The sequence below is a fragment of the Stagnihabitans sp. genome, from assembly GCF_964946895.1.
Genome location: NZ_CBBQHX010000064.1, coordinates 1 through 13,723, shown reverse-complemented (window position 1 = coordinate 13,723; position 13,723 = coordinate 1). Strand labels below are relative to the sequence as shown.

General features: G+C 61.8%; 15 protein-coding genes and 2 pseudogenes. 2 read left to right on the top strand and 15 right to left on the bottom strand.

What is annotated here, in order from left to right:
• The 15 genes and pseudogenes from AC1Y2B_RS22260 to AC1Y2B_RS22190 all read right to left on the bottom strand — a co-directional run.
• On the bottom strand, nt 1-314 hold a 314-nt coding region (locus AC1Y2B_RS22260), incomplete at its 3' end, for an ATP-binding cassette domain-containing protein (RefSeq protein WP_482255325.1).
• A gap of 12 nt (nt 315-326) precedes the next feature.
• A complete protein-coding gene (locus AC1Y2B_RS22255; RefSeq protein ID WP_482255324.1) occupies nt 327-1,103 on the bottom strand; it encodes an ABC transporter permease subunit in 777 nt (258 codons plus the stop codon).
• A 49-nt stretch (nt 1,104-1,152) separates the two neighbouring features.
• Complete coding sequence (locus AC1Y2B_RS22250) at nt 1,153-2,094, bottom strand: aliphatic sulfonate ABC transporter substrate-binding protein (protein WP_482255323.1); 942 nt, start codon at nt 2,092-2,094, stop codon at nt 1,153-1,155.
• A gap of 241 nt (nt 2,095-2,335) precedes the next feature.
• On the bottom strand, nt 2,336-3,958 hold the full coding sequence (locus AC1Y2B_RS22245; protein ID WP_482255322.1) for a GMC family oxidoreductase: 1,623 nt from the start codon (nt 3,956-3,958) through the stop codon (nt 2,336-2,338).
• A 410-nt stretch (nt 3,959-4,368) separates the two neighbouring features.
• The gene (locus AC1Y2B_RS22240) at nt 4,369-5,775 is read right to left on the bottom strand and encodes an FAD/NAD(P)-binding protein (protein ID WP_482255321.1); all 1,407 of its coding nucleotides are present in this window, start codon (nt 5,773-5,775) and stop codon (nt 4,369-4,371) included.
• A pseudogene (gene ssuD, locus AC1Y2B_RS22235) lies at nt 5,772-6,926 on the bottom strand (FMNH2-dependent alkanesulfonate monooxygenase). Before ssuD ends, AC1Y2B_RS22240 begins: the two are co-directional and overlap by 4 nt.
• The gene (locus AC1Y2B_RS22230) at nt 6,923-7,207 is read right to left on the bottom strand and encodes an ATP-binding cassette domain-containing protein (RefSeq protein ID WP_482255320.1); all 285 of its coding nucleotides are present in this window, start codon (nt 7,205-7,207) and stop codon (nt 6,923-6,925) included. Before AC1Y2B_RS22230 ends, ssuD begins: the two are co-directional and overlap by 4 nt.
• Entirely contained in the window at nt 7,207-7,545 is a 339-nt protein-coding gene (locus AC1Y2B_RS22225; protein WP_482255319.1) for a hypothetical protein, read from the bottom strand. Before AC1Y2B_RS22225 ends, AC1Y2B_RS22230 begins: the two co-directional genes overlap by 1 nt.
• A gap of 52 nt (nt 7,546-7,597) precedes the next feature.
• On the bottom strand, nt 7,598-7,726 hold the full coding sequence (locus AC1Y2B_RS22220; protein WP_482255318.1) for a hypothetical protein: 129 nt from the start codon (nt 7,724-7,726) through the stop codon (nt 7,598-7,600).
• A 449-nt stretch (nt 7,727-8,175) separates the two neighbouring features.
• Nucleotides 8,176-8,439: an ABC transporter substrate-binding protein gene (locus tag AC1Y2B_RS22215; protein ID WP_482255326.1), complete on the bottom strand. Its 264-nt coding sequence runs from the start codon at nt 8,437-8,439 to the stop codon at nt 8,176-8,178.
• A 53-nt stretch (nt 8,440-8,492) separates the two neighbouring features.
• On the bottom strand, nt 8,493-9,122 hold the full coding sequence (locus tag AC1Y2B_RS22210) for an ABC transporter permease subunit (protein ID WP_482255317.1): 630 nt from the start codon (nt 9,120-9,122) through the stop codon (nt 8,493-8,495).
• 151 nt (nt 9,123-9,273) lie between these two features.
• Nucleotides 9,274-9,693: a hypothetical protein gene (locus AC1Y2B_RS22205; RefSeq protein ID WP_482255316.1), complete on the bottom strand. Its 420-nt coding sequence runs from the start codon at nt 9,691-9,693 to the stop codon at nt 9,274-9,276.
• 111 nt (nt 9,694-9,804) lie between these two features.
• On the bottom strand, nt 9,805-10,563 hold the full coding sequence (locus tag AC1Y2B_RS22200) for an ABC transporter ATP-binding protein (protein ID WP_482255315.1): 759 nt from the start codon (nt 10,561-10,563) through the stop codon (nt 9,805-9,807).
• 57 nt (nt 10,564-10,620) lie between these two features.
• Nucleotides 10,621-11,619: pseudogene (sfnG, locus tag AC1Y2B_RS22195) on the bottom strand (dimethylsulfone monooxygenase SfnG); the annotation flags it as partial.
• A gap of 99 nt (nt 11,620-11,718) precedes the next feature.
• Nucleotides 11,719-12,279, bottom strand: coding sequence for an NAD(P)H-dependent oxidoreductase (locus tag AC1Y2B_RS22190; protein ID WP_482255314.1), 561 nt, complete (start codon nt 12,277-12,279; stop codon nt 11,719-11,721).
• Nucleotides 12,280-12,966: 687 nt separating this feature from the next.
• Between AC1Y2B_RS22190 and AC1Y2B_RS22185 the strand changes: the two genes are divergently transcribed.
• Together AC1Y2B_RS22185 and AC1Y2B_RS22180 are read left to right on the top strand one after the other, a co-directional pair.
• Complete coding sequence (locus AC1Y2B_RS22185; RefSeq protein WP_482255313.1) at nt 12,967-13,290, top strand: hypothetical protein; 324 nt, start codon at nt 12,967-12,969, stop codon at nt 13,288-13,290.
• Nucleotides 13,287-13,723, top strand: a 437-nt coding sequence (locus tag AC1Y2B_RS22180; protein WP_482255312.1) for a serine O-acetyltransferase, incomplete at its 3' end; no start/stop codon positions are given. The genes AC1Y2B_RS22185 and AC1Y2B_RS22180, both read left to right, overlap by 4 nt.

Genomic DNA, 13,723 nt, shown 5'->3' with positions numbered 1-13,723 from the left:
CCCACGCCCACATTGTCGACCACCCGCGCCCAAGGCAGCAGGCGGGGTTCCTGAAACATCACTCGGGTTGCCGTCTGGCCGGGGGCAGCCGGGGCGCGTTGGATTGCACCGCCATCGGGCTGGTCCAGCCCGGCCAACAACCGCAGCAGGGTGCTTTTGCCGCAACCGCTTTTGCCGATGATGGCAAGGAACTGGCCCTGCTCGACCTCCAGGTCAATTCCGGTCAGTACGGATTTCGCGCCAAACTTGCGCGTGACATTGCGGAACGAAAAGGCGGGCGTGGTCACCTTGGGAAACTGGCTCATTGCGGTCATGTCGGTCCCCATCTAGCGGGCGGTCTGGAAGGAGGGATGCCATTGCAGGCTGACACGCTCCATCCAGCGGGCAAGGCTGTCGGCCAGCTTGCCCAGAAGCGCGTAGATCAGGATCGACAGCACGACGATGTCGATCTGCAGGAACTCGCGCGCCTGCATCGCCATATAGCCAAGACCCGAGGTAGCAGAGATTGTCTCGGCCACGATCAGCGTCAGCCACATGATGCCCAAGGCGTAGCGCAGGCCGGTGAAGATCGCGGGCAAGGCACCCGGCAGGATAACCCGGCGCACCAGCTCGGCACGGCCCATGCCATAGGTGCGGCCCATCTCGATCAATTGCGGATCAACGCCCTGGATGCCCAGAAGCGTGTTGACGTAGATCGGGAAGAACACGCCCAAGGCGACGAGGAACAGCTTGGCCTCCTCATCAATCCCGAACCACAGGATGACCAAGGGGATCAGCGCCAGATGGGGAATGTTGCGGACCATCTGCAGCGTGGTGTCGGTCAGATCGCGGCTCAGGCTCGACAGGCCGTTAGCAAACCCAAGCACGAAGCCAATCGAGCCGCCGATGGCAAAGCCGGTCACCGCCCGCCAGGTGCTGATGCCAATGTTGGCCACCAGTTCGCCGCTTTGCAGCAGGGTCCAGAAGGCCGTGAAGACCTGACTTGGGGCGGGCAGCACATTGGGGGTGATGAACCCGACCCGGCTCAGCACCTCCCACACGGCAATGATCAGGGCCGGAAGGATCCAGCCCAGCAGGGACGAGAGGCGGCGCGATGGCATCATGGGCAATCCTGAAAAGGTCCGGCCCTGTTCGGGGCCGGACCGTTGGGCCTTAGCTGGCATTCCAGATGGCGTCGGCGATCTTCACTTCCTTGGGCAGCAAGCCCAGCTTGAAGAAGCGGTCGGCGGTGGCCTGCTGGCCTGCGACAATCTCATCCGTGATCGGATAGATGCCGAACTTGGCGCGGCTGACCGCCAGCTTGTTGGCGTCCAGCGGAACCTTCGTCACTTCGGCCACGGCTTCCGCCACCTGATCGCGGTTGGTGTCGGCCCAGGCCGCGGCATCCCCCAACGCCTTGATCGTCGCGGTGATCAGGTCGCCGTTGTCGGTTGCGAAATCCTTGTTGGCGAGGAAGTAGGTGTTGACGTTCAACACCTCGGAAGACCGGGACAGGACCTTGAGCTTGTACTTGGTCTCTGCAATCGCGAAGAAGGGGTCCCAGACTGCCCAAGCCACGACCTGATCGGCGGCGAAGGCGGCGGCGGCATCCGCAGGGCTCAGATAAACCACGTCGATGTCGGTCAAGGCCAGGCCGTTCTTCTCCAGCGCCGCGATTAGTGAGTTGTGGGCCGAGGTGCCCTTGGCGACAGCGACCTTCTTGCCCTTCAGGTCGGCAATCGAGTTGATCCCGGAGCCGTCTTTGGTAAAGACCCCTTCGCCGTCCCCGCTGGGCGGCAAGGCAGCAGTGTAAACGATGTTGGCACCCGCCGCCTGCCCGAAGATCGGCGGGGCGTCGCCCGTCCAGCCGACATTGATGGCGCCGACGTTCAGCGCCTCAACCAGTGGCGGGCCGGCGGGGAATTCGACCCATTCCACCGTCACGGGGGCGACTGCCTTTTCGATCACGCCGAGCTTCTTGGCGATCACTGGCAGGTTGGTTTTCTGGTAACCCACCTTGAGCGTGGTGGCCTTTTCCGCCTTGGCCGCAAAGCCCATGGATGCAGTAAGGGCCAGAACGCTGGCGCCGAAGGCACGTCTAGTCAGAACCGTCATCGTTATCTCCTTCATCCGCAACCGGGCGGAACCCTGTTCGCGTTAAATATCCATAAAGAAGGTAGATATTGTCAAGTTACCAAAACTGAGGAAAGATCGCTGCTGACAAAACCGCCCCAACGCGTTTAGTTATCTGTTTTTTATAAAGGAAATGGAATTCCCTGCCCTCTGGCGCGCCCCTGAGTGAAACGTTCACTCTGCCCCATTGCAAAGATCGAAGAGAATTCTTTGCCATATGGCATCAATTCAAAATCTCATTTCCCGCCCGACGCTCTTGCAGGATCAGTTCGCTGACTTTCTCGCCGATCATGATGGCCGGGGCGTTGGTGTTGCCAGACACGATGTCCGGCATGATCGCGCAATCCGCCACGCGCAGGCCCGCAATTGCGTGCACGCGCAGCCGATCATCCACCACCGCATCCGGCCCAGAGCCCATTTTGCAGGTGCCCACCGGATGATAGATCGTGGTCGCTGCGTTGCGCGCCCAGTCCAGCAAGGCGGCGTCGTCCAGGGTTTGGGGACCCGGTCGGGCTTCCTCGGAAATCCGGGTGCGCAGCGGATCAAACCCCGCAATCTGCCGCGCTATCCTGATGCCTGCGACCAGCGTCCGCTGATCGGTGGCGGTCGCCAGATAGTTCGGGCGGATGATGGGATGCACCTCGGCCTTGGGCGCGCGGAGGCGAATTTCGCCCCGGCTTTCCGGGCGAAGTTGACAGACCGAGGCGGTGAAGGCCGAGAAGGGATGCACCCCTTCGCCCGGGCTGTCTGCACTCCACGGCTGGATGTGAAATTGGATGTCGGGGGTTTCCAGATGCGGAGCGGTGCGCAGAAACCCGGCTGCAAGACTGGCGGCCATGGCCATCGGACCGCGCCGTGTCAGAGCGTATTGCACCGCCATCGCAACCTTGCGGAAGGGGCTGCGTGCCTCGTCGTTCAACGTCTTTTCATGGGTGCGAAAGACCAGCCGGGCCTGCAGATGATCTTGCAGATTGCGACCAACTCCGGGCAGGTCGGCGGCGACCGGAATGCCCATCGCCTGCAGATGCTCCCCCTCGCCAATCCCCGACAGCATCAGAAGCTGCGGCGATCCGATGGCCCCTGCGCACAGGATCACCTCTGCCCGCGCAGCAATCCGCCGTTCTGAGCCTGCCGCATCGCGATAGATCACGCCGGTCACCCGCCGCCCGGCAAGATCCAGACGCTGAACATGGGCGCGGGAAACGATGGTCAGGTTCGCCCGATGCTTGATCGGGTTCAGGTAGGCGGCAGCGGCGCTGCAGCGCAGACCATTTCGCGCAGTCAGTTGGAAATAGCCGACACCTTCCTGGTTCGGACCGTTGAAATCGGGGTTGAACGGGTAGCCCGCCGCTTGCGCCGCCTGCACCCAGGCGTCGCAGATCGGGCGCGACAGGCGCGGGTCAGACACTGACAGGGGGCCATCCGCGCCATGATCCGCATTTGCGCCGCGCTCTTGACGCTCGGCACGCAGGAACAGTGGCTTCAGGTCGGCCCAACTCCACCCGGCGTTGCCCTGTTGCCGCCAGCGGTCGTAGTCCTGCGGCTGCCCCCGGACATAGAGCAGCCCATTGATCGAGGACGATCCGCCCAGCACCTTGCCCCTTGGCCAGGCCAGAGACCTGCCGTTCAGGCCGGGATCCGGCTCGGTCTTGTAGCACCAGTCGACGGCCGGATTGTGCATGGTGCGAAAGTAGCCGACGGGGATGTGAATCCACGGGTTGGTGTCAGGCCCGCCGGCCTCCAGCAGCACGACCTTGACGCCAGGGTCCGCACTGAGCCGGTTGGCTGCGACGCATCCCGCCGAACCGGCACCCACAATCACAAAATCGGCAGTCAGATCGGTCATGAGGCCTGTCCCTGTCCAGTTGCGCCGCATGACCACTGGAAAATGGTCGGCAATTGCGTCTTGAGAGTTAGATCACGATAACGACGCCGCCAAAATGCCCTCGATCAAGGCCAGATATGGACTGGTGGATCTGGCGCAACAGTCCTTCGGCACCATCCTGCGCTTACATCAAATCGCCGTGCACAGTGGCATCTTGAAGACGCGCAACAAACCGGGCGGAAGGCTCTCCATGGCACTTCGGGCGTCAGAGATCATGGTGGGCCGGGGCTTGGGGGTGCTGGACAGCACCTTGGCCCCCGTCGCCTGCACCGATCAAACCAACGATACCCCCTGCGCGGATCGCGCCGAAGAGGCGACTTTTTGCCGTGCGCTACGCCATGCTTTGGATACGCAAAGCTGCTGCAGCTGGCCTACTCCGCCGCCACATGGGCCTGACGCCTGCGGATCTCCGCGGCGGCCTCTTGGGCGATGTGTTCCGCCCAGATGATCACCTCTGGCACGCCCATCAATTCCCCCACCGTGCCACGCGCCAGGGGACCAGCGATCAGGATCGAGCCGTCTGGCTGACCGTTGGACGGCACGGCGTGGCCACGCGCGGACGTGTGGAGGCCAAGGCCAAGCGGATCAGGGCGCAACAGGCCAAGCGCGGCAAGGTCAGCCAGCGCAGGATTGCCGCCGATCACTGACCCATGCGCCGGGCCGGTTGCAAGGATCACCCGGTCAACCACAAGCGGAAAGGTGATGCGGCTATGCCGTTCAACCACACGAAACTCCAGCGGAGCGCCCAGCCGCATCTGCACGATCCGTGCCGCCAGATGGATCAAACGCCCCTTGCGCTGCATCTGCAGGGTGGCATCCTGCGTCTGCGGGGCGATGCGAAAGCGGTGGATGTCCCACAGGGCACGCAGGTGGCGCAGGACGCGGCGGCGTTCCACCTCGGGCAAGGCGGCCCAGATGGTTGGCCCTTGCGCCCGCAACTTGTCAAAGGCCGCATGCCAGGTCAGGCCCTGAGCGGCATCTTCCGCAAGGGCGCATCGGACCCGCTGAAACAGGTGTAGCGCCGTAGCCGAGGGGTCAGTTGCGAAATCCGTCGAGGATTCCCCCTGCTTTGGGCCGTGAGCCTTCGACCGCCAGCCGTGCCGGGACAGGGCGGTGATCTGGCCCTGATGACCGTTGCGGTGCAAGGTTGCCACGATATCCGCCGAAGTGAGGCCGTTGCCGACGATCAATATCCGCTCACTGGCCCCGATGCCTTCCAACGCCTTCGGGGCCAGTGGATCGGCAATCAGCGCAGGTTGACCATCCAACGCAGCCACCTCGCGCGGCAAGGCGGCCCGGGGGTGAGAAGCCGCAAGCACCAGAATATCGGCTTGCAGAACCGAACCATCCGTCAGGCTGAGGTCATAGCGCTGGCCGCGCGCAATGGCCGCAACACCGGCCTGAACATGCCGCACCTGCCCGGACGCCAGCAAAGGCGCCAGTTGCGCCGACACGTAACTGCCAAAAACCCAGCGCGCGGCGAAGATTTCTCCGGTCGGCAATGCCGAACCGGCGGCCAGGGGAGGAGCCTGCGCCGAGGCAAGCCAGCGCTGAAAATGATCCATCCGGTCGCTGCGCAGGCTCATCTTGTGGTCGGGCACGTTGAGGCGATGATCGGGGTCGCTGGCGGAATAGGCCAAACCCCGGCCCAGTTCGGCCCGGGGCTCCACGACCACAAGATCAACTCCGCCCGACGGCAGCAAGGCGCTAAGGTGATAGGCCACCGCAGCGCCGGACAAACCGCCGCCAATAATGGCCAAGGTGGGCTTCTGTGTCATTGGGCAGCCTGCGATTTGGGTCGGTGATCGCCCGCGACGGTTTCGCCGAACGGGCCCGTGTTGGCATTAACATCGTGGTGGAGGATCGGGTGCGTCAAGGGAAGTTTCGGCAAGACCAATTCGCCGAAGGTGTCTGCCTCTTCCAGATGCGGATAGCCCGAGAAGATGAAGCTGTCGATGCCGATACGCCGGTATTCGTCGATCCGTTCGGCCACCGTGTCGGGGTAGCCCACGAAGGCAGTCCCTGCCCCGCCGGGCACAAGACCAACTCCGGCCCACAGATCCGGGCTGATTTCCAGCTTGTCGCGTTTGCCGACATCCAAGGCGCTCATCCGCGCTTGTCCGACCGAATCCATGCGGGCGAAAACCTTTTGCGCTGCGGCGATGGTGGCATCGTCGAGACGGCTGATCAGCCGGTCGGCGGTGGCCCAGGCCTCGGCGGTCGTCTCACGCAAGATCAGGTGCGGGCTTATGCCGAAGGTGATTTCACGCCTCGGCCAACCGGCGCATTTGCCGGACCTTTTCGGCCACCCGCGCCCGGAGTTCGCCCCAGGTCAGGTATTTGTCGACATGGCGCGCTGCGACCGTTTGCCCTTCGATGGACGAGCCGCCGAAATACAGCGCGGGGTAGGGTTTCTGGGCGGTGGGATAAAGCACCCTGCCATCGGAATTGTTGAAATGCTTGCCTTGTGCTCCACCGTCTGGCCGCGCAGCAGGGCGCGATAGATGCCAAGGAACTCGTCCGTGATCTCATAGCGTTCGGCATGGCTGGTGTGAATGCCATCGCCCTTGCTCTCCAGAGGATCGCTCCCCGTCACCACGTTGACCAACAGCCTACCACCTGAAATGCGGTCAAGGGTCGAGGTCATGCGGGCCGCCAGCCTCGGCGTTTGCAGGCCCGGTCGCACGGCGACCAGAAAGCGCAGGCGCTGGGTCTGGGTGGCAAGGGCGGGTGCCACGATCCAGCTGTTTTCGCAGGCCTGTCCCGTGGGCAGAAGGGCGCCATAAAAGCCCAGACTGTCAGCGGCCTTGGCGACTTGGGTCAGGTCAGGCAGCTCCACCTGCCGCCCGCCTTGCGATGTGCCAAGATAGCGGGTGTCGCCATGTGTCGGGATGAACCACAACACGTTGATCTTGTCGGGAACGGTCATAGCGCAGTCTCCGCTTGCGGCTTGCCGCCAAGGTACAACGCCCGAATGTCGGCACGGGCAGCCAGGTCTTTGGCAGGGCCGTCCAGCACCGATCTGCCATTTTCGATGACGGTGGCATGGTGCGCATATTTCAACGCAATGGCAGAGTTTTGTTCGGCCACCAGAAGCGTCAGCCCCGTCTCGCGGTTCAGCCCGGCAAATGCTTCGAAGATTTCCACAACCACCAATGGGGCCAGCCCCATCGACGGTTCGTCGAACAGGAATACCTTTGGACGGGCCATCAACCCGCGCCAAAGGTCACGCCTGCCAGCGATTTGCGACGCAGCTTCAGGCGGGGAAAACGGGTGTAGACCTGCTCCAACGTCTGGGCGATCTGTTCGCGTGCCAAGCCACGGCCAATCGCCCCGGTGGTCAGGTTTTCCCCGACAGTCAGCGATTTGAAGCACCGCCGCCCGTCCAGAACAGGCACCGGACCCTTGCGGATGTGCTGCGCCAGGGTGTCTTGCGTCACATCTTGGTCTTTGTACCGTATGTGACCAGCGGTCACCCGGCCCCGCTCTGCCGGCAGCAGGTTGGACGCGGCGGAGTCCCGTTCGAATTCAACGATGACCTGAGACATGTCTGACTTCCCGACTGGTTCGGCGGCCCCGATCATGGGCCGCCCGCTGTGGTTATTGGTCGACCTTGTCGGCGTCTTCCGCTGTGCGGATCGGCAGGCCCTTTTCCTTGGCATAGGCCTGAGACGACTTCTCGATGATCGGGCGCCGCAGAGCCCAGTCCGGAGCGATCCAGCCGGACACGACATTCCATTTCTTGCATCCCAGTGCTGAAAGGTCACGTAGCCGTCGCCTTCGTGGTTGTCGAAGGTGAGGTTGATCGAATGGAACAGGTTCTCTGTGCCAAGCGCCTTGACCCGCGCCGCATCAAGTTGCGGGTGTTCAAAGCCCCAGCGCAATTCGTCGCCGGTCAGGGTGCGGTGGCCGAACTTCTGCTGCGCGATCCGGGTGGCTTCCACGTTGGCGATGCCGAGGTTGTGGTAGACCGAGCCGATCCGGCTTTTGTTATCCACGTTGCCTTTGCCGGCGTCATAGACCGTCTTGATGACCTCTTGCAGCACCGGGTACTGGTTGCCGGAGGCTTGGGTGGTGATGGTCGTATAGCCAATCGCAACATCGTCTGCTGGCTTTACGTCTTCTTCCGAGTTGGACCAGACGTTGCCGACGATATGATCCGCCGGGAATCCATTGCGCTATGCGGTGGTCAGCGCCACCCGGTTCACCACGCCCCAACCGCGCAGAATGACCCTGTCTGGCTGCTCGCGCCGGATCTGCAGCCACTGCGCGCCTTGTTCGTCACCCGGATGGGGCACCTCGATCTGATCAACGGTAAGGCCGTACTTGGCCGCAAGCAACTCATAGATTGGGATGGTTTCCTTGCCATAGGGCGAGCCGTGGTACAGCACGACGATCTTCTTGCCCTTCAGCTTGTCCAGCCCGCCCTCCTTGCTTGCGATGTAATTGATGATCCCCGAGGATTCCGAATAGGGTTCAACAGCAGCGGGAAGACCTAAGGAAAGACGCGGCCATCGGTGGTATCGGTGCGGCCATGGTTGATGGTGATCAAAGGGGTCTTGTCTGCCGTAACGCCGTCATTCATGGCATAAGCAATGCCCACCGATAGCGGGTTCCATGCGGCGGCGTCCGGGTGGCTTTTCTGACGCTGATAGCATTCAACGCCTTTTTCCGCGGCATATTCCGTTTCGCATTCATCCCAGGTCAGCTTGACCCCGTTGACGCCGCGATTGCAGATGTTGATCAGGTTCAGGTAGGCGATGAAGCCGGCGGCATAGCGGCCTTGCGTGCCATTCAGGCTGAAATCCAGCACGCTCATCGCCGGGGCCGAGATGATGCCAAAGGCGTTGTCGTTGGAAGACCAGTTGAAGTTGGTCACCACCCATTGCACGAAGAACTGCGCGGCGAGGGTGGAGACCGCCAGATAGAACCCGCGCAAACGCAGGCTCGGCAGGCCAAACACCAGCCCCGCTGCCGCCGAGGTTGCCGCCGCCAGCAGCAGCGTCACTGGCAAAGGCAGGCCAGGCAGCCGCAGGTTGAAGTTGTACGCTGCAAGGACTCCCACCGCCATGAAGGACGCAGACCCGAGCGAGACCAGTCCGCCGTAGCCCGTCAGCAGGTTCAAGCCTAAGCCCGCCAAAGCCAGCGCCAGAAACGCCAGCAGAATCGCCTCTATGACATCGGTTGAAGCGAAAAGAGGTACGCCGACGAAGGCTGCAACCAGCAGGAAAATCAGCCGCCACCCCTTGGTCAGTTGCAGCGGTGCGGCTTGGGTTTCAGCAAGATGCGAGATCAGAACCTCTCAACCCGTTTCTGGCCGAACAGGCCGGACGGACGCACCAGAAGCACCTCCAGCGCCACGGCCGCCACGAGGTCGAAGGTTGAGATGAAGACGCCCCCCCCACTTTGAAGGGGGCATTGGAAATGCCCAGGTTCAACTCGTGCACGTCGGTGCCCCAGATCAGCTGACCAACGCACTCGATGATGTAGGACAGGCCCAGGGTGGCCATGAACAGCGTGATGGGCGAGCGGTTGGCCAAGGGCCGCAGGACGGCACGCTCGATTGCAAAGCCCATCACCGCCATGATCGCAGCCGTGATCGCCAGTGCCAGCACAAACGGTACGCCGCGTTCGACAAGGCTGACGAAGTTCAGGGCGGCAAACAAGACCATCGAGCCTTGCGTGAAATTCAACACGCACGAGGTCTTGTAGATCAGCCCGAAACCAATCGCCCAAGGGCATACATCACGCCCGACAGCAGGCACCCACGATCACCTCGATGACGAACAGAAAATCGGACCAGGACATCACGCCGCCTCCGCACCGTGGTCGGCACCCAGATAGGCGCGGATCACTTCGAGGTCGTACTGCACCTCGACCGGAGAGCCGTCGGCGATCTTGACGCCGTGATCCAGCACCGTGACACGATCAGTCATGCCCATGACGACGCCGATGTCGTGCTCGGTCAGCACCACCGACAGTCCCAAGGTATCGCGGGCGGCACGGACAAAGCTGGCCGTTTCGGCCTTTTCCGTGGCGGTCATGCCGGCCATCCGCTCGTCCAGCAGCAGAAGATGCGGCTCCGCCACCAGGGCCCGCGCCAGTTCGACACGCTTTTGCAGGCCGTAAGGAAGGGTTGCGACCAGCTTTTCCAGATGCGGGGTCAGGTAAAGGTGTTGGGCGATCCGGGTCACGCGTTGCGCGACCCGTGCATTCTCGCCTCGCGCGCCCGGCACACGCAACACTTGCGTCAGTAGCCAGGCCTTGCGCTGGAAGGTTAATCCGGCGGCGATGTTGGCCGCAACCGTCAGGCCGGGAAACAGGGCCAGATTCTGGAAGGTCCGCGCCACACCAAGTCGTGCATGGCCTTGCGGTGGCACATGGTCAAATAGGGTGCCGGCCAAGGCGATAGAGCCTGTGTCGGCCCGGTAAAGCCCGGAAATCACGTTCAGGACAGTGGATTTCCCCGCCCCGTGCCAAGGCCGTTCCCAGCGGGGGATTGGGGTGCTGCCCTGCAGGGGCCGATGCCGTTGGAAGACCAGCCAGCGCAGGGGTGCCTGGATCAAGCGCGCACAAGAATACACCCGTCATTCACGTCTTCATTGGTTGGGGGGGAAGGCGGTCTATTCAGCCGCCACTGCCTGTTCGCGTACGGCTTCCACCTGACGGACCAGAGGGATGACATGACGTCCGAAGAACTCGACCTCTTCCTGGAAGTGCAGGAAGCCAAGAAGGATCAGGTCAGCCCCGGCATCTTTCAGACCCATAATGCGTTCGGCAATTTGCTGAGGCGTTCCGATCAGGTTGGAGCGGAAGCCGTCGCTGTGCTGGACCAGATCCTCGAAGCTGGATTTGGCCCAGTTGCCTTCGCCTTCGGGGTTGGCTTTGCCGGCGTTCTTCACTTCATGGACGAAGCCATGCACTGCGTCGGGATTGGCCTTGGCGACAATCTCGTCCAGAACGACGCGGGCTTCGGCTTCGGTCGTCCGCGCAATCGCGAAAGCGTTGACCGCGATCTTGACCTTATGGCCCGTTTCCGCAGCCTTGGTCTTGATGTCCACGACCTGCTTGTTCAAGCCGTCTGGCGGGTTTCCGTTGGTGATGTACCAATCCGCAACGCGCGAAGCCATATCACGCGCCGCCCGGCTGCAGCCGCCTTGGAAAATTTGGGGAACAGCCAAAGGCTTGGCTTTCATGGTGTAATTGTTGAAGCGGTAGAAATCACCCCTGAAGGTGAAACTGTCCTGCGTCCAGATCCCGCGCAGCGCCTCAATGAACTCTTCAGACCGACGATGGCGTTCATCATGGTCCAGCCACGGCTCGCCAATGCCGTAGAATTCCGGGCGAAACCAACCCGACACGATGTTGACCGAGATCCGGCTGTTGGTCAGGTGGCTGATTGTTGTGATCTGCTTGGCCACAACCGCGGGCGTCCAAGGCCCCGGCAGGATTGCCGCGATGACATTCAGCTTTTCCGTCGCGTGCAGCAGCGCCTGGCTGAACGACGCGGGTTCATGCGGGTTGTCGGCACAATAGCCGGCGGTAAACCTGATCTGGCTCTGCGCATAGTCAAACCCGGCTTCCTCGGCGATCTGAGCCAGCTTGATGTTAGAGCCGATGTCCCAACTGGTGCGCTATTCGATGTTTGATATGACAAGGCCGCCCGAGACATTGGGCACCCAATAGGCGAATTTGACGGGTTCGGTCATGACAGGTCATGCTTACTCGGCCGCTTCTGCAGCGCGGAGGTTATGGGGAAAGAGGGAATGGAATTGTGCCAACGCGCGTGTCAGCCGCGCCAAAGCTGCAGAACCGGTCAGATGACCATTCTCGAAATCCTTGTCCGAGACGTGAACGGCCGTTCCCAGCGTTTGCGCCTCAAAGAAGCCGAACAGCGGCCTCAGTTGATGTTCCACGACCAAGGCGTGTTTCTCGCCGCCGCCGGTTGCGGCGATCAGGATGGGCTTGCCCACCAAGGCTGCGGGATCCAACAGATCGATCAGGTGTTTGAACAGACTTGGGTACGAGCCCTTGTAAATCGGGGTCGCCACAACCAGCGCGTCGGCCCTGACAATGCGCGCTACCAGCGCGCGTCCAGATTGATCCAGATCGTCAAGCCACCGCGCCCGACCAAGCTGTTCACCGAAGTCATTGATTTCGATGACTTCGGTCTGGACATCCAGCCGGGTTGCCGCAATCGCAAGTGCGGTTTCGACCAGCTTGCGGGTTTTGGACGGGTTCGTGATGTTGCCGGACAGGCCGACAAGGTCAAGGCGGGGCATTGCGGACTCCATTTACCCACAAAGATGGTAGATATTATCGCCTAAAGACAATACCCGTCTATTTCGAAGATTCCGCAAGCCCGACCAGAACAGTCCGTTTTGCAAGTGGGCCTTAGAATGCCATCCTTCTGAAACCCATTTTGCCGTATGTGTGCCCTACCCTTGTTGATGCGCTTCGGCAGTGCTTCGGATCTGCGGCGGACCAAAGCTGCACACGTAATAAAGATCCAATTCATCGACAAAAGGGACTCGTTTCCCAACCCGGAAGTTCGGATGTCTTGCGCCGCAAGGCAGGGTCAAAGCCGGCAAGGCAACGGCCAATCGGGACGCGCGCCTTGGCCCAAAGCGAACCGAAAAAACGAAATGCCTGCCTGATCGCCGGATGAAAGCATGGCATTTTGCGGCGCCATTCTTCGATGATCACTTTGTTTCCAAAGCCGCAGCACTGCACAACAGAACAGAATATCATTCTGTTACATGCAATTACACGATACCATCTAGCCCATCGGGCAAGCAGCAACGATCACGCCGGCGTTGATCATGGATCATGAGACGCGGATCCATCCCTTTGGCCGGGGCGGTGGCGATGAATTCATCTTAGACCTTGAAGCGCCATGGGGCGGGTCTTGCCTTGCCGTCGCTTTTCACCTTCGCTGGCCTGCGGTCAGGCGAAACTGACACGTGACCATGAGCAGTATCATTTACCCCGCCCTGGCCCAAACCAACCCCTACTCCAAAAGCGATCCGGTCTTAGATCTGGACCGCGTCGTGGCTGATCTAGCGACCGCGCGATTGGGATGGCGCAGCGCCCAGCACAAGTCTGGCGAACCGGGAGGCCGCGAGCTTCCCTCTCGCGACGGGATGGCGCGGATTGTCGAAGGGCTGCGTGGCGCGCTGTATCCGATGCGCCTTGGACCGCACAACCTACGTCAAGAGCATGAGAATTACTACGTTGGCCATACGCTGGACACGGTTCTGCATGAGTTGCGCATCAAGCCCGGCTGGAATTGAACTGGGCGCATCGCCATGTCACGCCCGGCGACGACAGCGCCCCGATCGAAGACAGGGCCGTTCTGGCCGTGCGCAACTTCGCCGCCAGCCTGGCTGAAATTTGGACACTTCTGGACAGTGACGTGACCGCCGCCTTTGCCGCCGACCCCGCCGCGCGTAGCGTGGACGAGGTGCTGATCTGCTATCCCGGCGTGCAAGCCATGATCAACCACCGGATCGCCCACCGGCTTTACCGGCTGGGTGCGCCGCTGCTGGGTCGGCTGGTGGCCGAACTGGCGCATTCGGCGACCGGCATCGACATCCACCCAGGCGCCCAGATCGGTCACAGCTTCTTCATCGACCACGGCACCGGTGTCGTCATCGGCGCCACCTCGATCATCGGCAACCGGGTTCAGATCTTCCAGGCCGTCACCCTTGGCGCCAAAATCTTCCC